Here is a 21,855-nt window from a genome sequence, read left to right on the forward strand (position 1 = left end):
CTTTCATTTTATGGGGTTGGGTTTGGCGTTTTTCGCCGTTCCTCACCACCAAAATTATCGCTTAACCCCTGGCCCGATTTTCGGGGTCCACCTCAATTGGAGAATGAGACGAGCCTCGGAAAGCGACATCGTGGAAATGAGGTCCTTGGGTTATGACTCCGTCACAATTGAGGAGGCCAAGCGCGATTTGGAGAGGAGCAAGGTCGCTGATGAGATCATCCGGAGTATCGAAGTCGCCTTCGCAGGGGTAACGCTTGGTGAAGGGGTGGGGCTGCGAGAAGCACAAGGGTTGGATGATTATGAGGATGAAGCTACCTGTGCACAATATCGTGAGGGCGACGAGAAGGAGGATTGGTCGGCGATTACGTCTGATCAACTGAATGCTTGTAATAGCAGTTTGAGTTTTTTTGACGCTGAGGGAATGCGCTTTCACCTGCCAGCCTATCTGATTTCAGATCTGCGGGGAGAATATAATTTTGAGGTAGATTTTAGCCTAACGTATCTGACACAGCAATGCAGAGAGCAGTATTCGCTCTTTTCACGAGAACAGCGGGCTGTGGTCAGGACGTATCTTCTGTTTCTTCGCGAGGACCCAGAATACGGGTTTGAACGTCCAAGTATTGAACGAGCCCTACGTGTTTTCTGGACAAGCGGTTAGGCTATCTGGCGCGAAAAACGGCGTCTTCGCGATTTCTGCTTCCGCTCAGCGAGGAGGGAGGGTGCCCGCGGGACTCGATCCGGTGGCTTATTGTTTGACGGTTTCCACTTCGCGGGTGGATCCGTCGGCGTTGGCTTCGGTTTTGCGAGTGCGCACGACTTTGCCAGCGGCGGAGGTGATGGCGATGCCGGTGGCGATGAGGGCGATGACGATGAGCCAGACTTGGGGGACGCCGAGGGCCATGGCGCCGTAGATGATGCCTCCAATGACGAGTAGAGAACCGATGAGATAGGCGGTGATTTTCATAGCAAGCTTCTCTTTGCTATTGCCGGGCCAAGTGGTTGGTGGAGTTTCCGGGTGTCTTGTGATAAGCAGGTTATCGAGATGGAGCGAGGGGGAGGGGAGTCTTTCTCGGCGGCCCCAGCTGTGATCGCGCAAGCATGCACCATGCAACTTGCGCGATTGAGCGGGCGGATTTTATCAGTTGCCGGGGGGGATGGGGAGGCCTGCGGGGGGGATCTCCGCTTCCCGGCCCAGGCACCAGAAGGCGCCGTTGAGGAAGAGCCGGGTGACGCTAGGGTCGTCGAAGCTCTTGCGGGCACCGATGGTGCTGACGAGGCCGCGTCCGGGGAAGTCCGCGATGGTCCAGACCACGGGGTGGGGGCTGCCGATGAGGCGGGTGGCGTCTTTCTCGGCAAGGATGTGGCAGTGGTTGCGCTGGAGGAAACCTTCGCCTAGGTCGCTGACGAGCTCGGCTTGACCGGTGCCCTGCAGGGCCTGGCCAATGACGAGGGGGGTCACTTGGCCCGCGAGGGGATTGGCCCCGTAGACGAAGTCGGGGGTCCAGAAGCGGGGTTCCACGCCACGTAGGATGGGGTGCCGGGCGATCATTACGGAATTGACCTGACTGGTCTGGTGCCCGTGGTGACCGCGATAGGGGGTGCCAAAGAAGCGGAGGGGAAAGGCTTCGTTTTCTTCCTCCAAGGGGTGGCCGGCGGGGTAGCGGAAGGGATGGGTGCTGGTGCGCACCGCGAAGTAGTTCCCGCCTTTTTCCATATAATCCGCGAGGGCGGTGACCTGGGCTTCGGGGAGAATGAGGAAGCGTAGGTAGAGGATGAGGAGGTCGCTCTCCGCGAGCGCTTTCTGGAGGCCGGGGAGGTGGTCGGTTTCTCCTTGTTTCTCTGCCCGGAGGTGGACCACGTCCAAGTCATGCTCGTCCTGCAAGATGCGGCCAATGCGCCCCAGGGTGGTTGCCGAGCCATACTCGGGCTCCCCGGTGACGATGAGGACCTGCTGGCGCTCGGCTGCGAGGAGGGTGGCGGTGCAGCTGAGGAGAAGGAGGATCAGTGTTTTCATCTGGGTCGGTGGCTGGGATTCACTTCACAACGAGGTAACCCTTCATGACCCGCCAGTGGCCAGGCACGGTGCAGAGGTAGGGGTAGCGGCCGGGCTCGCTGGGCACGCGGAAGCGCACTACGACGGTTTCCTCGCCATCGGCCATGGGGGTGTGGAAGAGGACCTCCTCCATATCCGGGATCCAGTCGCGGCTCATGGCGGTGGGATCGGCGAGGAGGGTATCGACGCCGTTGCCGATTTTTTCCAAAGAGCCGGGGGTGCCGATGACCACGTTGTGCTGGAGGCCGTCGATGTTGTGGAAGCGTAGCTCGAGGGGGACTCCGGCTTCCACTGTCACGGTTTCCTCTGCGAATTTCAGCTGATCCGGCACGGTGGAGATGGTGGCTAGGCGCAGGCTGAGGTCGGCAGCGGCGGCGGCGAGAGCGTCCTGCCCGTCATCGCGGGCGAGGGCCTGCAACAGTTGGTTGGAGAGGACGAAGGCGGGCTCGCCCCGGTGGGCCACGGGGGTCTCCCGCAGGGTTTGCAGGCGCGCCTGCAGGAGTTTGGCCGGGCTCTCGGTGGGCCAGTTGTCTGCGCCACGGGTCAGCAGGGCTTGGGCGGCGGCGGCGGTGTAGGCTTCCTGAGGCCAGAGCTCGTGGGCGAGAAGGGTGAAGATTTCCTCTTGGTAGCCGGGTGCTGCGCCCAGGGAATGGATGGCGGCCTGGCGGAGGGTGGGAGCGAGGTCCTTGTCTTTGGCCAAGGCGAGGAGCTCTTGGGTGAAGGCGCTGCGCACCCTGGGTGAGGCGATGCGGGCCACGCTGCGCACGGCCTCGGCTTCCTCGGTCAGCAGTTGGCGGGTTTGCTGCAGTCTCTGGGCATGGAGAGCCTCGCGGGTCTGTGCGCTCTGGGCTTGCGCCAGGGCGTCATCGAGGGCCGGCAGGGGCAGCTCGAGGGGGTCTCCGGTCCAGTGATTCAGGAGCTGCAACCAGTCGGGGAGGGAGTCGCTCTGGCGGGTGTCGACCTCGGTGATGATGGCCAGGAGGGTGTCAGCCAGGGGGGCTTGTGTTTTTTCGGCCTGATAGGTCAGAGCTTTGTGGCGCAGTTCGGCGGGTAGTCCGGCGCGGCGCACGAGGGCCTGTTGCACGGTGGGGGTGAGGGCCATTTTTGCCAAACGTGCGGGCTCGACCATCATGGGGTGGTCGGCGAGGACGGGCTCCAGCGCTTGCACGGCATTCTGGTAGGCGGCTTCCAAATGTTTGTCGCGAGGTTGGTCGCCGATGGCTTCGAGCACGGGCACGGCGATCTCGGGGGAGGCCCAGGTAGCGGCGACGACGGCTTCCAAGCGCACCTTGGGATGGCTGTCGCGCGCTTGTTGGAGGAAGAGCTCCTTGGCTTGCGAGAGGTCCGGCCACCAGCGGGCGAGGACTTGGGTGGCTGCGGAGCGGGCCTGGTGCACGGGCGAGGTGAGGCAAGCCTGCAGCAGCTCTTCGTTCACCCAGCCGCGTTGCTGGTGCAGCCAGAGAGCCTCCATCTGGTGGAGGGCAAAGTCTTCGCGCTGCGGGTCGAGGGCCTGCACCCAGGCGGTCAGGGCGGGCTGCAGGGTCTCATCGCTCAGCTTCCAGAGCTCGCGGCGCACACGGTAGCGGGTGCGGTTTTCGTAGGTCTTGAGGAGGGCGAGCAGGGCGGGGGCGTCTTGGCCGGCGATCTTGGCGGGTTCCACGAGGTCGCGTCCTTTCGCCGTGATGCGCCAGATACGGCCGTGGTCGTAGTCGCGGCGTTCGTCGCGCAGGGAATACTGCATGTGGCCGAGGACGGGATTATACCAATCAACCACGTAGAGCGAGCCATCGGGGGCGAACTTCAGGTCCACGGGGATGAAGCTCTGGTTGCGGGCTTCCATCACTTCGCCCAGATTCTTGTGGTCGAATCCGCTGCCCTCTTCTTTCCAGTCTTCCAGCAAGACGCCGTGGTAGTTTTTGTAGATGTTGGAAAAGACCTTGCCTTGTAGTTCCTCGGGGAAATGGCGGCTGGAGATGAATTCCTGGCCGCAGAAGCGGGTGTCCTCGGTGACGCGCAAGGCTTTGGCTCCAAAGCCGGGGTAGTGAGGCTGATTGACCATGGCGGGGTTGAGGTAATCGCCCACGTAGAGGTGTTCTTTCCATTTGTTGATGGCATGTCCCCAGGGATTGCCTCCGGGGGGGCGGCGGCTGACTACATCCAGCTCGCCAGTGCGGGGATCGTAGCGGAACATCCCGTTGTCAGCGGTGCGGCGGGGGCCGTGGGGGGTCTCGATTTGGGAGTGTTGGAAGACGCTCTCCTGCATGTAGAGAGCGCCGTCCTGTCCCCAGACGAAGTTGTGGATGGCATGGTGGCTGTCCTCGGAACCAAAGCCATGGAAAAGAATGGTCGTTTCATCCGCGCGGTCATCGCCGTCGCGGTCGTGAAGATAGACGAGATTGGGCTCTTGGGAAACGTAGACTCCCTCGGTGCCGAGCTCGAAGCCGAGGGGGAGATAGAGTCCATCGGCAAAGACGGTTTGCTTGTCCGCGCGTCCATCGTTGTCGGTGTCTTCCAGGATGAGGATTTTGTCGTCGGGCTTTTCTCCCGGCAGGGCATGGGGATAGGAAGGCATGGTGGCGACCCAGAGGCGGCCCTTGGCATCGAAGAGGAAACAGACCGGATTCTTGAGGTCGGGAAAGTCCTGCTCACTGGCAAAGAGCTCGACTTCATAGTCGTCCTGCACGCGAAAGGTCTTTCGCTCTTCGGCGGGGTCCAAGAGCTCCGAGACTGCCCGGGGGGAGACAATTTTGGCCGCAATCTGCTCGGTATTTGAGTAATCGGCCTTCGCGGGAAGTTCTTCTCCGCGGGCGCTTTGCCAGATTCTCTCGTCGTGCAGGCGCGCCATTTGACGAAGCTTTTTCCGCTCGGCGGGGAAGTTGGTCACGCCGAAGGGGTGCTTGCGCTCTCCGTGGATGTAGAAGCTATTGACGGTGCGGAACCACTCGAAGAAGACCTCGTTCTTGGCGATCACTTCCCGTTGCAGATTACTACGAACTTCCTCACTGAGGTCTTGTTCTTGCGGGAAAAGGCGATGGGGCAGGAGATGGGGGAGAAGCTCGCGATAGCCCCCGGGGGTGAGGTGGATGCCGTTGATCGTCCAGGCTCCGCCGGGATTGTCCTTTTGGAAGAGGGCTTGGGAGGGGGTGAAGAGATCGACGAAGGGGACATTCTTTGTGGCCGCGACCTCGGCCATGGCATCGCGGTAGAGGGCGAGGAGGCGGTTGCGCTCGTCTTTGTCGGGGACGCGTTCGTCCTCCACCGCGAGGGGGGAGTAGAGGACGATATCCGGCGCTGACTCACCATTGTAGTGGTGCTTCTGCAGCTCGGAGAGAAAGGCGGCCAGGTCTTTCCGGAAGCGGGGGAGCCCGTCCTCGCCGCCGTATTCCCAGGTTTCATTGAAGCCGAAGCAGGCCAGAATGACATCGGCTTTGACCTCGCCCAGATAGTGGTGGGTATCGCCAAACTGGGGAGGCCGCGGCTGGAGGCTGACGGTATCAGCGGGCCAAGCGAGGTTGCGGACAGTGAGGTTGTGGGAGGGGAAGCGAGCGTGGAGCGAGGTCTCGACCTCTCCGAAATATTGCATCCGCTCGGCGAAGGTGTTGCCGATCCAGACGACGTGATCGTCCTTTTCGAGGAGTTGTCCTTGGGAGAATAGCGAGGGAGTGAGGCCCAGAAGCAGGCCGCTTACGAGTCGTTTGGTCATGAATGATTGGTGCCGGTTTGACAGGCTCACGAAAGAAAAGCCTCCGGCCATGAACTTCCGCGAGGGGGTAGGATTGCCCTGAAAGATCAGGCAAAAACCTCGTGGGCCACCTTGCCCGCGACATCGGTGAGGCGGAAGTCGCGCCCGTTGTGGTGGTAGGTCAACTTCTCGTGGTCGAGCCCCAGGGCATGCAGGATGGTGGCGTGGAAGTCGTGGGTGTGGACGTGTCCGGAGATGACTTTGCTGCCGCTCTCGTCGGTGGCCCCGTGGACGTAGCCGCGCTTGGTGCCGCCTCCGGCCAGCCAGGTGGTGAAGGCTTTGCTGTGGTGGTTGCGTCCTTTGCTGCCCTCGGCCTTGGGGGTGCGGCCGAATTCGGAGCACCAGATGACGAGGGTTTCGTCAAGCAAGCCCCGTTGTTTGAGGTCCTTCAAGAGCCCGGCGATGGGGCGGTCAATGGCGTCGGCCAAGGGTTGGTGGCTGAGCAAGTTGCCATGGGCCCCGTCCCAGTTCTTGTGGGAACCGGTATCGAAGAGCTCCACAAAGCGCACTCCCGACTCGACCAGCCGGCGGGCGGCGAGGCATTGCCAGGCAAAGGTTTCCGTTGCGGAGTGATTGAGGCCGTAGAGCTCCTTGGTGGACTCGCTTTCGCGGGCAAAGTCGAAGATGGTGGGGGCCGCCAGTTCCATTGCGGCGGCGGTCTCGAAGGATTGCTGGCGGGCGAGGAGGTTGCTATCCGGGCGGCTGGCGGCGTGGTGATGATTGAGCCCCGCCACCATGTTGAGCAGGGCCGGTTGGCTCGCTGCGCGCGCGGGTTGCAGATTGCGGATGGGCTCGGCTCCGGGGCGGGCCAGCACGCCCTGGTGGTTGGCGGGGAGGAAGTTGGAGTCCCAGGCCAATGAGCCGGAGTAGGAGGGCTCCTTGGCCAGCACGATATGCCCCGGGAGATTGGGGTTGCTACTACCGAGGGCGTAGCTGATCCACGCTCCCAGGCTGGGGCGCGGGGTGGTGACCGAGCCGGTGTGCATGCCGAGGGTGGCCGCCGTGTGGTTGTTGTGGTCGCCGTGCATGGAGCGGATCAAGGTGATGTCGTCGATGCAGCGGGAGACTTCGGGGAAAAGGTCGGTGGTCAGGGTGCCATTTTTTCCGGCGGGAGAGGCCGTCCAGGGGCTGGGCAGGTAGTTGCCGTCCAGCTGGGCGAGCCCGGGCTTGGGGTCGAAAGAGTCGACATGGGAGACTCCTCCGGAGAGGAAAATCATGATCACGTTCTTGGCCCGGGGGGCAAAGTGGGGGACCAATTCCGCCCGGGGGCCGGTGCGGGCAAAGGCGTGGCCTCCGAAGCCTGCCATGGCGGCTGCGGCCCCTCCGGTGCGGAGGAATTGTCGGCGGGAGAAGTGAGGGCTGGCAGTAAGGTGGTTCATGGCTTGAGAAATTATTCGAGATAGGCGAACTCGTTGCTGAGGAGGAGGGCTTGGGCGAGGGTCTGCCAGGCGACCGCCTCGTTGCTTGTGTCCGCGTGTTCGGGGAAATGCTGGAAAATGAGCTCGCGTTCTTCCTTCGCCGGGGGGCGTTGGTAGGCGATGGCAAAGGCTGCGGCGAGGCGGTCTTCCGCCTCCCGGGCGCTGGAGAGCAGTCGCTCGGCAAAGGCGTCCGCAAACTCGTGCATGCGGGGATTATTCAGGAGGTAGAGGGCCTGCACGGGCACTGTGCTGGTCCGCCGCTGACCGGTTGAATTGGTCGGATCCGCTCCGTCGAAGAGGGAGAGGAACTCCTGCTGGCGGATGCGGGAAGTCATTAGGAAGACACTGCGGAAGTTGTGCTGGAAGGTGCCTTCGTAGGGTTTGTGCTGGGTGTAGTTGGCTTCGCCCAGACCGGGGAAGGGATGGGGGCCGGGGTTGGCGAGGTCCAGCAGACCGGCCGCAGTGAGGGCGGCATCGCGCAGCTCCTCTGCCGTCAGGCGTCGGCGGTCGAATCGCCACCAGAGTTTGTTGGAGGTGTCGCTGACCGGTCCCTGGGAGTCGGGGCGCCAGGCTTGCTGATAGGTGGCGGAGCTCAGGATGAGGCGGCTGAGCTCCTTGAGCGACCATCCCGAGGCGATGAAGCGGCCGGCAAGGTAGTCCAGCAGTTCCGGGTGGGTGGGGAGGGCTCCGGACATGCCGACATTGTTGGGGGTCTCGGCCAGGGCCCGGCCGAAATGCCAACCCCAGACGCGATTGACGATGACGCGGGCGGTGAGGGGGTTCTCGTCGGAGGCAATCCACTCCGCGAGTTGCAGACGGCCGCTCTCGCCTTCCGGGATTTCCGGCTTTTCCTCTCCTGCAATGACGCTGAGAAAACCCCGGGGCACGATGGGGCCCTTGCGTTTGTGATTGCCCTTCAGGTGGATGGGCGCGTCGTGTCCTTGCCCGCTGTCTTTCACGGCGAAGGCCAGCTCGCTGAGCGCGTGTTGGGCCTTGAGATCGGCCACAATCTCGGCTCCCACTCCTTGGGTTAGCTTGATGCGGCCGCTCTCGAGGATCCGCTCTTTCACCGAGCGGTTGACTTCCTCCACCTTGGCATTGATGGCGGGGTCGGGGGTGGTGGCGACCAGATTGAAGGGCACCTGGCGGCCTTCCCGGCCGGCGTAGGGGTAGCGGGTCGAGGAGAAGTAACCATAAAGCCCGTAGTAATCACTGGCCGGGATGGGGTCGAACTTGTGATTGTGGCATTTGGCACACGACATCTGCATGCCGAGGAAGGCCTGCCCCATGGCATCGATGCTGTCGCTGATGACGAGGGGGAGGTCATTCTTCAAGTCATCGCAAAAGCGCACGGAATTGGCCACGAAGCTGGTTGCGATGATGCGGCGGCGATAGACTTCCTCGTCTCCTTGCGAGTCCATCAAGTCCCCGGCCAGCTGCTCTTTGATGAACTCGTCGAAGGGGAGGTCCTCGTTGAAACTACGAATAACGTAGTCGCGGTAGAGGGACATCTGCGGGATGGGAAAGTCGGAATTGTCACCTGCGGTATCGGAGTAGCGGGCCACGTCCAGCCAATGGCGGCCCCACTTGCGCCCGTATTCTGGCGAGGCCAGGTAGCGGTCGACTAGTTCGGTGATTTTTCCCTCCTCGGCGAGGGCGATTTCTTGGCTTTGGGGAGGGAGTCCGGTGAGGCCGAAGCTGAGGCGGCGGGCGAGGGTGCGGCCATCGGCGGGCGGACCGGGGGAGACGGTCTCTTCTTCCAGGCGGGAAGCGATGAAGTGGTCGATCTCGTTTTGGGCCCAGTCCTGCCACTGTGGGCTTTTCACCCGGGGGACGGCGACCTTTGCCAGCGGCTGGTAGGACCAGTGCTCGGCACCTTTCTCTGCCTCGGAGAGAGGATCGGGAGCGGTGCGGGCGCTTTCCGGCCACGGTGCCCCTTCCTCGATCCAGCGGGAGAGGTGGGCGATTTCTTCCGGGGAGAGAGCGGCGGAATCCTTGGGTGGCATTTGCGTGTCCGGATCCTGGCGGGAAATGGCGCGGATGAGGCCACTGGCTGCGGGATCTCCGGGCACGATGGCCGGTCCGCTGTCTCCCCCTTTCAGCAAGGCGGCCCGGGAGTCGACCACCAGCCCACCGCGGGCTTCTTCCCCGACATGGGAGTGACAGTCGTAGCAAGCGGTCTGCAGAATCGGGAGCACGGTCTCCACGAAGTGAGAGTCTGCCGTGCTTCCGGAGCGCGCCGGGCTGGGCAGGGTCAGGGTGCCCCAGAGGGCGATGGAAGAGATGATTTTCACCAGTGGCCACCGAACGGGGAACTGGCGATTTTTCTTTCAGCAGCGGGTCGTAGAGTCCCTATCCTTCCCAAGTCTGCCTAGGTTCTGACGATTTTCGCGAAAAAGAGGGCACGAAAAAGGCCACCGGAGAGCGACGGGGTCGCCTCGGGTGGCCTTGGAAAATTTGCTGGTGGCGGTCCCCTTAGGGTTGGGGCAGCAGGATGGTTTTGGAGAAATAGTGGCTGTTTTTCTCCAGCAGCTGCTGCTTGGCTCCTTGGGGCATGCTTCCGTTGCGCAGGGTTTCCAGCGCGGAGTTGTTGATGACGGTCAGCGAGAGGTCGGCAGCCACGATGCGGCCATTGGCGTAAGGGGCGTCACTGTCGTTGTCGGCAAGGATGCCATTGCCGCTCAGACGGAAGTCATCGACGGTGTCGCTGCCTCCCGAGTTGACCACGAGCACGCGCTCGGTGCGGGTGACGTTGTTCTCGGTGTATTCGATGACGAAGGAGAGGCTGAATTCGTAGATGTTCTCACAGACGAAGTTCTCGGGGTCGGATTCCGCAGTCTCGTAAGCGCGGTAAGCTTGCTCGAGGTCCTCTTGTCCGAGCAAGTTCTCGAAGGTTTCGTCGGGGTTGATGAGCTGGCGATAGAGGATGAAGCTGGCGAAGTCTTCGTTGTCTGTATCGCTGACCGGGTCCCGATAAAGGAGACGGTAGCCCACGGTGGAGACGTCGCCGCCGCGGTCTTGGCTGGAGTTCAGGTCACCATCGTATCGGTCGGTGGCGGCGGTGAAGAAGACTGCGCGGGAAGCATTGGGGCTGGGATTGCCGTTGGGGCCGGGAGGGTTCCGTTCGGTGGAGATCCAGAGCCACTGGAAGTCGTTGCCCGAGCGCACGACGAGGGATTCCAAATCGCGGGCCATCTGGTCGAAGGCGGCCTTGGCTTCGCGGGCGGCCTTCACTTGATTGCGGCTGGTGGCGTAGCCATCCAGCGCGGTGGCGGTGATGGTCACCAGCATGGAAATGATGATGGCTGTCACGGCGAGGGCGACAAGGAGCTCCACCAGAGTGAAGCCCTTGCGGGATGATTGGGAAGAGGTGGGAAAGGTTTTCATGGTGTTGCTGAAGAGTGGGTTTTAGCGGCGCACGGCCATCGAGCGCGAGAAGAGAGGCGAGCCCAAGGTGCCCTCGAAGTCGGAGCCACCCTTGGACAGGGGGCCGGAGACATACTGGTAGCTATTGGCGGGCAGTTGGTAGAAGTCAGCCTGGAAGGGGATGACGGCATCCTCGAAGCTGTCGGCATTGGAAGCGCTGTTGCCTTCCGCGCTGACGAGGCCTTCACCTGCTTCCGCAGCGACGAGCCCGCCATCGGCATCCCGCACTAATTGGCGCATGCGAACGACGAAGACTTTTCCTTCTACCGCTTCCATCAATTGTTCCAAATCGGAATCACCCCCGCCCAAGCGGCGCACGGCGGACTGCACGAGGTAGTCCTGCCCGGGAGAGCCTTGGGTATTGGTGTAGGGCTCCAGGCGGCCGTCGGTGATTTGGGCGGTGTCACCCCGGTAGTTGAAGAGGATGACGGCGCTGTCGAGGGAGCCCGAGGAGGAAATCCATTCGAAGGCTTTGTCGAAGGCGGTCTGGTATTGGCCGGTTTCATCTTCGCGCAGAGTGCTCAGCTCTTTCTCAAGGGCGGAGGCGAGACGATCGGCATCTTGCACGCTGATGGCCCGGCTGATGCCGCTGGTGGCTGGTCCAAAGACGGCCAGAAATGTGGTGAGGAGGACGGCGACCACGGCAATTGCCAAGAGGGTCTCCATCAAAGTGAATCCGGAACGGGAATGGTTCTTCATGATTGAATGAGAGAATTTAGAAGGTGATTAGTTGGTAATGAACTCAGTATCGCGAATGGGCGAAGTGCGGCCATTGCGCCAGATCACGAAGCCAGCAACATCCTTGCCGATTACGGTCGGATCTTGCGCTCCGGGACGGGTCACCCCACGGGCGAGGACGAAGGCTGCGCCAGGATCGTTCTCTCCCTCGGCAACGCAGAGTCCTTCCGCATTGAATTCGTAGTAGTAGTAATTCGGGTTGCGGGTGCTGCGGCTGTCACCGGGAAAGCGGATGGCTTCGTCTTTGGAATTGAAAGTGCCCAGTCCGTCGACCCGGTTGGACGCTTGCGTGCTGTAGGTGGGGTGGAAGTAAACGCCGGTGGGAAGAAAGGTGCCTCGGGAGGCGACCCGCCAGCGGCGGCCGGTTTCTTCTCCCGAGTCGTCGTATTCGATTTCTTCATAGGCAACGACAAAGAAGCGGAGGTAGCGGTCTTCCTCGTTGGATTCGGCATGGATGCAGAGGCGGGCCCGGGTCCCGCGGCCAATGGCGAGGTTGCGGGCTTCATCCATGAGGGCCTGGGTTTGGGAAAGCCCACTGACGGTGGCCTGGCCTTTGTCGATATTCTGGATACCGATGGCAGCCACCGAGAGCATGACAGCCATAATGCCAATGACGACCAAAAGCTCGATGAGGGTGAAGCCGCGAGACGGCGCTGGAGATAGGGAATTATTTCTCATCATGAGAGTAGAGTTTCTGCAAAAGAACCTAGACGGTGGCCAGCTAAAAGCAAGGGAATGTATTCACAAAGTAGTTTTCTGGGCCTTTTTTTTTGGAAAAGCGCTTTGAATGACCGAATCACTTTTCGAATTGGCCGTTGCGGGGGCCGGTCATCCATTGCCAGGCGGACTCCACCATGGCCTTGGCATCCTTGTGTTCGGCCTCCCAGCCGAGAATCTCCTTCGCCCGGATGGGGTCTGCGATGAGTCGGGCCGGGTCGCCCGCCCGGCGGTCGCCGTAAACGACGGGGACTTCTTGGCCCGTGACCTCTTGGGCGGCATCGAGGATTTCCCGCACCGAGACTCCCAGGCCAGTGCCCAGATTGCAGCGGAGGGAGTCGCCGCCCTCCTTGAGGTGGTCGAGAGCTTTGGCATGGGCCTTCGCCAAGTCGACGACGTGGATGTAATCGCGGATGCAAGTGCCGTCCGGAGTGTCGTAGTCGGTGCCAAAGACGGTCATCGTGTCGATCTTTCCTTGGATGGCCAACAAGACGTTGGGGATGAGGTGGGTCTCGGGGTCGTGGGCTTCGCCGATGAGACCGTCACCCCAGGAGCCGGAGGCGTTGAAGTAGCGCAGGCAAACGCTTTTCAAGCCCCAAGCGGTGTCGCAATCGGCGAGGATTTGTTCCAGCATCAGCTTGCTCCAGCCGTAGGGATTGACGGGTTGGAGGGAGTGGTCTTCCACGATGGGCACGGCTTCCGGCTCCCCGTAGACGGCGGCAGTGGAGGAGAGGACGAAGCCTTTCACCCCGTGGTCGCGCATTGCTTCCAGGAGCACGAGGGGGGCGGCGGTGTTGTTTTGGTAATACTTGAGCGGGTCTTTCACCGATTCGCCCACATTGATGAAGGCTGCGAAGTGGAGGACGACGTCGACCTTGTTTTCGCGGAAGATTTTGTCGAGGAGGTCGCGGTCGTCGAGGCTGCCCTCGATGAAGCGCACGGAGTCGTCGACGAGGGCGTCGCGATGGCCATAGATGAGATTGTCGAGGACGAGGACATCGCGATCTTGGGAAGCGAGGAGGCGCACCGTGTGGGAGCCGATGTAGCCGGCTCCGCCGACGACGAGGGTAGTGAGTTTGCTCATGATTTGAGGCCACAATGCAATGGGATCGGGGGCGGGTTGTCAAATCCTCCTTGGTTTGACAGCAGAGCGGCTTTTCTCGCGTAGGGGAGGTATCAAAACTCTCATTATCATCACCCTGCTCTCGTCGTTCGTCGCATCACTCCGGGCCGCCGACGAGGGAGAGACCCCAGTGGGGGTCGAGCTGGCTTTGCTCCCGGAAGTCTCGGTCATGGCTCCCGGCGAACCCTTCCGGGTGGGCTTGCACATCCGGCATCACTCCCATTTTCACACCTACTGGGCCAATCCGGGTATCGTGGGGGTGCCGACCCAGTTGGAATGGAAGCTCCCGTTTGGCTTTGAGGCGAGCGAGATCCAGTGGCCTTATCCCGAGCGGGTCGATATGGCTGGTCATCCCGCCCACGGCTTTCACCGTGATGTCTTGTTGATGGTGGAGATCACCCCCACGGCAGAGATCTCGGTGGAAAGGGTGACCCTGGAGGCGGGGGTGATTTGGATGGCTTGTGCACAGACTTGCCATCCCGGGCAGACCTCGCTGGCACTCACCTTGCCGGTGGGGGAGCAGAGTGTGCGCCATGGCGAGAATGGTCCGCTTTTTACCGCCGCCGAGAAGGAGCTTCCCCGTGCTCTGCCTGCGGAGAGTGGCCGTCTGCGCTCGGTCCGGGAGGCGGACGAGATTGTTTTTGAATTCAGCGGGTCTCTGCCGGAGGGGGAAGACAGTCCCTATTTTTATTCGAGTGACGGTCAAGTCTCCTCCGAGAAGCCTCAGAAATGGGAGGCAATCGAAGCTGGGAAATGGCGGGTGACCCTGCAGCGATCGGATTTTGGTCCCGCCGGGAAGAAGACTTTACCGGGGGTGCTGCGGACGGCCGCAGGCTGGCGGACGCTGGAGCTGGCCTATCCGGCGCCGTGAGGGGGCGGATTGTGGGGAGCGCTGGGCGGCGGTTTGGCCGGGGGCACCTATCTGTTTGAGGGGCGGGCTCAGGCCGCGTCAGTGTTGCGGGCTTCGCGCTCGGCTCTTTCCTTGCGCAGTTGGGCGAGGGTGATGGGCTTGCGGTGGTATTTGCGCATGGCTGCCATCCCGGCCAGGGCTCCCCCGAGGTGGCAGGCGTGGCCGATTTGAAAAATCTCGGGTCCCAGCAGGTGGCTCAGGCTCCGGCCCAAGTCGCTCAGAAGAGGGATTCCCAGCGCGGGTGAGAGGGCGAGGAGGGCGGTTGTCGCGATGAGGATGCCATCGCGCAAATTGCGGGCCCGCACCGGGAGGGGAAAGAAGCGGGATTCGGGGGAAATGGTGGTCAAGGCGATGAAGAGTCCCAGGCCTGCGCCCGATGCTCCCACTAGGAGCCCGTCATTGCCCAAGGCGTGGGCGAGGCCGCCGCCCAACGTGGCCAGCAAGGCGGTGCGCCACACTTCCTTCTCGCCAAAAATGTCATGCAGGCGTCCCCCAAAGTAATAGATAAAAAAGGCGTTGGTGAACCAGTGGAGGGGGGTCCCGTGCAGGAAGGCGTAGGTGAGGAGGGTCCAGGCTTGGCCCCCCGGCCAGAGGTTGTCTTGGGAGAGCCCGAAGACTTGATACCAGGGAGCGAGCGGGCCTCCCGTTCCCCCGGTGAGGTGACAAGGGAGAAAAATGAGTAGCAGGGTCGCGGGGACGAGAGTGTGGAAATTCCAACCCGGGCGCGGAAAACGGAGACGTTTCGGACGAAACTCCATCGAATTGTGAGTCACAGTAAAGGGGAGCGACTCCGATGGAAAGTTTTCCTTAAAAAATTTTGTCCCTGGTGGCAGGAAGGCCGGGAAGGCTTGCGACCTCAGCTCTCGCCCTTGGCGCGGGGCTCACCAGTGACGCGGTCGCTGCCGGGGCTGGTGACGAAGGGGCCTCCCTCCATGGGAGCCACGCCGGTATTGGCCACGTCGGGCATCTCGGTGGGCTTGCCCGCGAGGGGGAATTCTTTGCGCAAGGGGTGGAAGGGGTAGCCTTCCCACATCAGGATGCGACGGAGATCGGGATGGTTTTCGAAGGGGATGCCCATCATGTCCCAGACCTCGCGCTCATGCCAATTGGCGGTCTTCCAGATGCCGACCGCACTAGGGACTTTTTCGCCTTCCGCCACTCGCGAGCGGATGCGGAGGTGCTTGGAATCATCCACATTGGCGAGCTCGTAGACCATTTCGAAGCGGGGCTCTTCCTGGTCGTGGTCAATGCTGGAGATATCGAGAAGGAAGTCGTAACCGAGGGCGAAGGCTTCTTTGAGGGCAGCTTCCAGCGAGGAGAGAGCGACCACGAGGGTGGTTTCGCCGCGGAATTCCACGGTTTCGAGCACGGCCTCGCCCAGCTTCTCGCGCAGGGACTCGGCATCGGAGGCAATCAATTCGGCATTCATGCGTGGGCGGGGTCGTCTTTTCGGCTGGAAGTGAGCGTTTGTTCGCCTTCGATCTTTTTCTGCAAGCGCATCAGGCCTTCGAGGAGAGCTTCCGGGCGGGGCGGGCAGCCGGAGATGTAGACATCGACAGGGATGAGGTTGTCGATCCCCTGCAGCACGGCGTAGCTGCGATACATGCCGCCGGAGGAGGCGCAGGCTCCCATGGCGATACACCATTTGGGCTCGGGCATCTGATCCCAGATGCGTTTGACCGCCAAGGCCATCTTGTAGGTCACGGTGCCCGAGACGATCATGACATCCGACTGGCGGGGGGAAAAGCGCATCACTTCCGCGCCGAAGCGGGAGATGTCGTAGCGCGAGGCCCCGGTGGCCATGAGCTCGATGGCGCAGCAGGCCAAGCCCATGGGCATGGGCCAGAGCGAGTTCTTCCGCATCCAATTGATGGCGGTGTCCACGCGGGTAAAGATGATGTTGCCCTCGATCTTGGAATCGTAGGCGGCATGCGCTTCAGCGGAAGCTCCGGAACTGTCACTCGTGACCATAACAGGCGTCACTTTACTGACCAGCGGGCGTCTCACAACCCCTTTGTGAAAAATTTCACAAAGTCTCCGGTGGCCTCTCCCGGATCGGCCGAAGTTGTGTCCCTGCGCGTCGGCTTGGTCATTTTTCGAAGTGCCGAGACGGGTTCAATCCGATTGTCAGGCGGAATTCGATTGACTTAATGTTAAAAATGTTTTTTTTAAAACTAAGTGATAAAATTTTTCAAGCCTCGATTTTCTCCTAACCTCCCTATTTTCAGCTAAAAAGATGAAAAAACCTATTCTGTCACTACTCGCCTGGTTCCCACTTTTAAACGGTCAAGTTCTCATAGATGCTACTTTCGATGGTATCGACAATGATCTTAACGCCGCCTTTAACGTTATCGATAATGGCCGCAGTTCTCCCGGGTGGAACGCGGAAACTGGACTCATTGACCGCGGTGCTGCTGTCTCCGCTACAGCGGGAATTGTATCTGAAAGCACCGTTGATTTTACCCTCCTAGGTGAAAATGCCCTGCGCCTTGAGGTGGTTGTGGATGGGGGCTCGGGTGTGATAGGGGCCAATGGTATTTTCGTGGGTTTTCAGGAGGCGGACGGAGGAACAGATTCCGGGTCCGAGCTGTGGAATAACCTTGCTCCGTCCTTTGGTCTTGTCATTGATGGTGGCAAGTTTCGGGCTCTATGGGGTGTTTCCTCGGGTGGTCGGGATTCCATTGGAGTTTTTACAGACCCAAACTATGGGGTAGCTACTGCAGAGTCGGTGAACGACGGGTTTACCGTTCTTCTTTTTATCGACACCGAAGGTTACCTCATTGAAATTGAGGGGCTCGAGACTGGAGAAGGGGTGGCCATCACAGGCGGAGATGGGATCTGGGGTGAACCGAGTGAGAACACTCCCTTCCCCTTCGAGGAGTTCACGACTGCCATGCGAGTAGCTGTCACTGGGCAAAATTCTAATAGTGGTCTGGGCACACTGGATCTTGCTTCGATTAAGCTAGAAATGATAGGAAGTCTGGATTCCGATGGTGATGATTTACCAGATTCTTGGGAGGACCGGCATTTTGGAAACAATGATGGAGTTATCGAAGATTCGGATCTGACCCCTCAGTCGGGTATGGGAGATCCGGATTCTGATGGGCTCAATAACTCAACCGAGTATTCCCTTGGCTTGGACCCCAATGATGAGGATTCTGATGATGACGGTTTGTCTGATGGTGTCGAAGTTAACGAGGAAGGGACTAATCCCCTATTGGCTGATACTGATGGTGATGGGCTCTCGGATGGCGGAGAGGTGTCGGGTGGTCTGACGGACCCCAAATTGGCTGATACAGATAGCGATGGCGTAGATGACGGTATTGACGGAGAGCCAGCCAATCCAAATAATGATGATGATGGGGACGGTCTCACAAATGTGCAGGAAACGGAAGGAACCCTCAACCCTTACTTGAGTGGAGCCCTAGGCCCTCCTCCGGGAGATCCTACCAATCCCTTGGCGATGGACAGTGACGGAGACGGTCTTGCAGATCGAACCGAAATCGAGGACAGCAATGGTTCGGTGACGGATCCGAACCGGGTCGACACTGATGTTGATGGTATTCAGGATGCCATTGAGATCGAATCAAATTCTGATCCGGTGTCCGCCGAATCGGTCCCCGTCTTTGCTTCTGTGAATTGGAGCGCTGAGGTATTTGATGCCGCTTCCGATCTAAGCAACGAAGGGGCTCTTGAGTTCGCCGAAAACTATAATGGCTCTGATCTTACTGTTGATGGAATTCCTTTTCTGGGCGTGCAACGTTCCGGAAGTAACAAGGGGAGTGAGCGGGTAAAGACTTTCTTAGGAAGCCAGATTGGAGGCACTTTGGCACAATTTTATGATGGTGAAGTTCCCGAGATTGTGCCCTTGGTAACGAATTTCTGGTTCGCTGGAGGAGGAGCTTCTAACGATAAAATTGCAATTGGTGGGTTAACGGAAGGAAAGACTTATCTGATCCAGTTTGGGCAAGTTGATGATAGGGCCGACGCAAGCATTGTTGGACGCTATGTGAGGCTTGATGACTCTTTTGGTGGAAACAGTTCTGGAGACCCGGTAGGTTTGACGAATACTATTTATGGCGGACCAGGTAATCCTCCTTTACTTTACACTGGAGTCTTTACTGCCGTTTCATCTTATCAGGTCTACTCACAAAAAATTATTTTGCCCAACGGGAATACCGCCGGGAGTCATCTGTCCTTTATGCAAGTGAGGGAAATTGAGCCAGAAGGACAGATTGTGGTGTTGGCTTGCGACTATGATGAAGGTGTCTTCTCTATCGATTTTGGAGGTTTGCATCCGGATAAAAGTTACCGATTGGTTCGAGGGGCGGACTTGCTTGCTTTTGACGAGGTGGTGGAGGGGCCTCGTCTCGCTTCGGGAACCTCAGATGTTTTCGGAGATTCTTCGCCCGATGACGAAAAGGCCTTTTATCGTCTCGAAGAAGTTGAATGAGAAATTATAGTTTAAAATGTAACAATAGAATGAAATATCAGATTCTCAGGTTGAGGTGGATTTATGCGGGATTACTCATGGGGCTGTTGCCCAATGTTTGCGCGCAGTTGGTGCTCTTGGACGCGACTTTCGATGGGGTAGAAAATGATCAGAATGCCAGTTTTCAGTTGATCGATAATGGCAGAGGCAATCCTGGTTGGAATCCGGAAACTGGCCTTATTGATCGGGGAACTGTTACCAGTGCGACAGCGGGAATCGTCTCCCAGAGCACGATTGACTTCACCCAGCTTGTGGGAAAGAAGCTCTCTCTGAGGGTTGTTTTGGATGGGGCTTCGGGAGCAATCGCTTCCAATGGGGCCTTTATCGGTTTTCAAGAGGCTGAGGGAGGGGCTAATTCCGGGAGTCAGCTTTGGAATAATCGAGGGCCTTCTTTCGGTTTGGTCATTGATGGAGGCAAGTTGGGTCCTAGTCTAGGAGTGGGCGCGGGAGGCAACAATGGCGGCGGGGTCTCTCTGCTACCTTTCGAAGTGACAACTGGGGCTTCAATCAATGACGGATTTTCAATTGAAATCATACTCGATGAATTTGGTTTTCGTTTTCATCTCGAGGGCTTGGAAACTGTTTCAGGTGATCCCATCATCGGGGGGGAAGCCAGTTGGAATGAGACTGGTTTTGACTTCGACGACTTTGGAGCAGGGATGCGGGTGACGGTAACTTCTCAGAATGGTACTCAGAATTTTGGGGGTTTTGACCTTCAATCTATTTTGGTGTCGACTGATTCGCTGATTAAAACAGATCGTGATTCTGACCAATTAGATGATCTTTGGGAAGAGCAGTATTTTGGGAATAATGATGGTGTTGCGAATGACGATGAACTCCTTTTGCAAGGCGGAGGCGATGATCCCGATTTGGATGGCTTGACGAATGTGGAAGAGTTTCATCGGCGGACGATTCCTAATGATGACGATAGTGACGATGATGGCATCAACGACGGTGATGAAGTCAACGGAACTCTAAATCCTTGGGCCGGTGGCGTTTTAGGTTCACCCCCTGGAGACTCGACTAACCCACTTGTGGCTGACAGCGACGGAGACAGCAAAAGTGATGGTGAAGAAATAATGGCTGGGACCGATCCCAATTCCATTTTGCCTGTCGTGGGTCCGTCGTTTCCTTTCGTGGATAGCGATGGTGATAGTTATCGAGATGAAGCGGAGATTGCTTTCGGAAGCAACCCGGAGGATGGGGAAAGTTTCCCTGACTTTTCTGGTGAAAAGGGGACTCCTAATGTTGTCATAATCTATGCTGATGATCTGGGTATCGGTGATGTTTCCGCATATGGTGAATTATTTGGAACTCCCAGCCCGGCCGAGACTCCTTACCTCGATCAGCTCGCCGCAGAAGGAGTTCTCTTTACTCAAGGGCATTCTTCTAACGGGATATGCACACCTAGCCGTTATGCCTTGCTTACTGGTCGTTACAATTGGCGGGAATTCAATGGAATCACCTTTCATTACGGTGGGACTATGGGAGGCCAAGAAGTACCACGACCGGAAGATGTAACCTTGGCGGAGTATTTGAAGGGGCATAATTTCGATACGGCGGCTTTTGGAAAGTGGCACTTAGGAGGAGCATTTTACTCCCCATCCGGGGAAAGGATTTCTGGGAATCCTACAAATTCGCAGGATGTTGACTGGGCTCGGCCAGTCGAACACCACGCGGTGGCGAACGGTTTTGACTACTTTCGAGGCTTGGCGACGACGATTAATATGGGTCCGTATGTCTATCTTGAGGATGATCGGGTTCAGATTTGGGATGAGAATTTGAACGCTGGTGCTGGCGGGTTTCGTAATGCAACAGCAACTGATTCCTTCACTTGGCTTACGACGGGAGAGTTGAACTCTTCCGTCGTCGGAGCAAAAGATTCGCGGGCATCCCTTGGAGATCCTAGTTATCGACAAGTCGATGCCGAACCAATAATGATTGAGCAGGTCGAATCTTATTTTGCGGAAAGAGCCATGTCGAATGATCCTGATCCGTTTTTCGCCTATGTTTCCTTGTATTCACCTCACAAACCGTGGGCGTTAACTCAACCATTTGTTGGAGAGGATAGCAGTCGAGGTTTTCATTATGGGGATTGGATGCGAGAAGTAGACGCCCGGGTCGGGCGAGTAATCTCCGCGTTGGATAACAATGGTTTTAAGGAGAATACCTTGCTGATTTTTACGGCCGATAACGGTCCGGAAAACGATGCTGTTATACAAGCGATTGCATTCGGTAAGGACTCGAATTCCGCCTTGCGGGGCAATAAACGCGATGTTTGGGAAGGAGGGACTCGGGTGCCTTTCATAGTCCGTTGGCCCGGACAGGCAGCACCGGGACTCAGAGTTGACGATCTTGTCTGGCAGGGGGATATTTTTGCGACTATCGCTGCTTTGCTTCAGGATGATATTGCGGATGGAATCGCGCCAGATGGCGAATCCTTTTTGAACATTTTGCGGGGTCAAAAGAAGCCGTCTGGAAGTCGTGAAGGAATAGTGATAGCGTCGGGACGGGGTGATTTGGCATTCAAATCGACTACAGGTTGGAAGTTTATCGATTCCTCGGGTGGTGGGAATAGCAATTCCTGGGATTCACAGAACAATCAGATTCCCAATGCGGCGGGGACCAATCAAGGCTTTCCCAAGCAGTTTTTTCAGCTGAATCAGGATCTAGGAGAGGATTTTAACTTGCTTCAAGGTCTGAATAGTGAGCGGGAAATTCGAACCCGAATTGCAGAACTCTCTGAAGTTGACTATTGGAGTATCCTTGATCAGTTGAGAAACACGGAGTCTTCAAGATTCTTTCGGCGGAACCCCGATAATGATGGTGATGGTCTTCCCAATTCGATTGAAAAAGCGCACGGCCTTGAAATGGAGGATCCAAAAGACGCGAGCTATGATTTTGATGGAGATCAACAATCCAATTGGGTTGAGTATCTTTTTGGAAGTGATTTAGCTGATGGGAGTGATTTTTTTTCTTTGCATGGTCTGAAGGTTGCTGATGGTTTTGAAGTCCGTTGGCCAAGTCTTCTCGGGCGACACTACACTCTCTGGTTGTCACGAGAATTGAGTGAATGGAAAATGATTTCCCAGTATCCGGGTAATGGAGGAGAGCTTTTGGTTAAACTCAGTCGAGAGCAGATTACGAATTTCGACAATCGCGGTGTAGATTCCCGTCTTTTTCTTCGAGTTGAAGTTTCTTTGAACTAGGTTGATTCAATTGTGGCAGGGTCCGCC

Annotated in this window: 16 protein-coding genes; 4 read left to right on the forward strand and 12 right to left on the reverse strand. The window is 58.4% G+C overall.

Annotation, left to right across the window (positions count from 1 at the left end; genetic code table 11):
• Window positions 1-658, forward strand: a 658-nt coding sequence (locus JIN78_RS04180) for a DUF6714 family protein (protein ID WP_234037786.1), incomplete at its 5' end; no start/stop codon positions are given.
• Window positions 659-745: 87 nt separating this feature from the next.
• Here JIN78_RS04180 and JIN78_RS04185 read toward each other — a convergent pair.
• From JIN78_RS04185 to galE, 9 genes are all read right to left on the reverse strand, one after another.
• Window positions 746-964: a hypothetical protein gene (locus JIN78_RS04185; protein WP_200390685.1), complete on the reverse strand. Its 219-nt coding sequence runs from the start codon at window positions 962-964 to the stop codon at window positions 746-748.
• A 174-nt stretch (window positions 965-1,138) separates the two neighbouring features.
• Entirely contained in the window at window positions 1,139-2,014 is an 876-nt protein-coding gene (locus tag JIN78_RS04190) for a ThuA domain-containing protein (protein ID WP_200390686.1), read from the reverse strand.
• A gap of 19 nt (window positions 2,015-2,033) precedes the next feature.
• Window positions 2,034-5,756, reverse strand: coding sequence for a PVC-type heme-binding CxxCH protein (locus JIN78_RS04195; protein ID WP_200390687.1), 3,723 nt, complete (start codon window positions 5,754-5,756; stop codon window positions 2,034-2,036).
• An 86-nt stretch (window positions 5,757-5,842) separates the two neighbouring features.
• Window positions 5,843-7,174 carry a DUF1501 domain-containing protein gene (locus JIN78_RS04200; protein WP_200390769.1) on the reverse strand — a complete coding sequence of 444 codons (1,332 nt, stop codon included), beginning with the start codon at window positions 7,172-7,174 and terminating at the stop codon, window positions 5,843-5,845.
• 11 nt (window positions 7,175-7,185) lie between these two features.
• Window positions 7,186-9,507 carry a PSD1 and planctomycete cytochrome C domain-containing protein gene (locus tag JIN78_RS04205; protein WP_200390688.1) on the reverse strand — a complete coding sequence of 774 codons (2,322 nt, stop codon included), beginning with the start codon at window positions 9,505-9,507 and terminating at the stop codon, window positions 7,186-7,188.
• A 181-nt stretch (window positions 9,508-9,688) separates the two neighbouring features.
• Window positions 9,689-10,600, reverse strand: coding sequence for a prepilin-type N-terminal cleavage/methylation domain-containing protein (locus JIN78_RS04210; protein ID WP_200390689.1), 912 nt, complete (start codon window positions 10,598-10,600; stop codon window positions 9,689-9,691).
• Between the two features lie 21 nt (window positions 10,601-10,621).
• Window positions 10,622-11,338, reverse strand: coding sequence for a type II secretion system protein (locus tag JIN78_RS04215; RefSeq protein ID WP_200390690.1), 717 nt, complete (start codon window positions 11,336-11,338; stop codon window positions 10,622-10,624).
• 27 nt (window positions 11,339-11,365) lie between these two features.
• On the reverse strand, window positions 11,366-12,058 hold the full coding sequence (locus JIN78_RS04220) for a prepilin-type N-terminal cleavage/methylation domain-containing protein (protein WP_200390691.1): 693 nt from the start codon (window positions 12,056-12,058) through the stop codon (window positions 11,366-11,368).
• Window positions 12,059-12,173: 115 nt separating this feature from the next.
• Window positions 12,174-13,178, reverse strand: a complete 1,005-nt coding sequence (gene galE / locus JIN78_RS04225) for a UDP-glucose 4-epimerase GalE (protein WP_200390692.1) — start codon at window positions 13,176-13,178, stop codon at window positions 12,174-12,176.
• Window positions 13,179-13,233: 55 nt separating this feature from the next.
• Between galE and JIN78_RS04230 the strand changes: the two genes are divergently transcribed.
• Window positions 13,234-14,088 carry a protein-disulfide reductase DsbD domain-containing protein gene (locus JIN78_RS04230; RefSeq protein WP_200390693.1) on the forward strand — a complete coding sequence of 285 codons (855 nt, stop codon included), beginning with the start codon at window positions 13,234-13,236 and terminating at the stop codon, window positions 14,086-14,088.
• 68 nt (window positions 14,089-14,156) lie between these two features.
• Here JIN78_RS04230 and JIN78_RS04235 read toward each other — a convergent pair whose 3' ends face one another.
• The 3 genes from JIN78_RS04235 to nuoB all read right to left on the reverse strand — a co-directional run bounded on the left by JIN78_RS04235 (window position 14,157) and on the right by nuoB (window position 16,098).
• Window positions 14,157-14,885, reverse strand: coding sequence for a rhomboid family intramembrane serine protease (locus tag JIN78_RS04235; protein WP_200390694.1), 729 nt, complete (start codon window positions 14,883-14,885; stop codon window positions 14,157-14,159).
• A 98-nt stretch (window positions 14,886-14,983) separates the two neighbouring features.
• A complete protein-coding gene (locus JIN78_RS04240; protein ID WP_234037787.1) occupies window positions 14,984-15,556 on the reverse strand; it encodes an NADH-quinone oxidoreductase subunit C in 573 nt (190 codons plus the stop codon).
• Window positions 15,553-16,098: an NADH-quinone oxidoreductase subunit NuoB gene (gene nuoB / locus JIN78_RS04245; RefSeq protein ID WP_200390695.1), complete on the reverse strand. Its 546-nt coding sequence runs from the start codon at window positions 16,096-16,098 to the stop codon at window positions 15,553-15,555. The genes JIN78_RS04240 and nuoB overlap by 4 nt, the downstream gene beginning before the upstream one ends.
• Window positions 16,099-16,363: 265 nt before the next feature.
• Between nuoB and JIN78_RS04250 the strand changes: the two genes are divergently transcribed.
• The gene (locus JIN78_RS04250) at window positions 16,364-18,580 is read left to right on the forward strand and encodes a hypothetical protein (RefSeq protein WP_200390696.1); all 2,217 of its coding nucleotides are present in this window, start codon (window positions 16,364-16,366) and stop codon (window positions 18,578-18,580) included.
• A gap of 29 nt (window positions 18,581-18,609) precedes the next feature.
• Entirely contained in the window at window positions 18,610-21,828 is a 3,219-nt protein-coding gene (locus JIN78_RS04255; protein ID WP_200390697.1) for a sulfatase-like hydrolase/transferase, read from the forward strand.
• The last annotated feature ends 27 nt before the right edge of the window (window positions 21,829-21,855 follow it).

The sequence above is a fragment of the Roseibacillus ishigakijimensis genome (genome assembly GCF_016595415.1).
GTDB classification, from domain to species: Bacteria; Verrucomicrobiota; Verrucomicrobiia; order Verrucomicrobiales; family Akkermansiaceae; genus Roseibacillus; species Roseibacillus ishigakijimensis.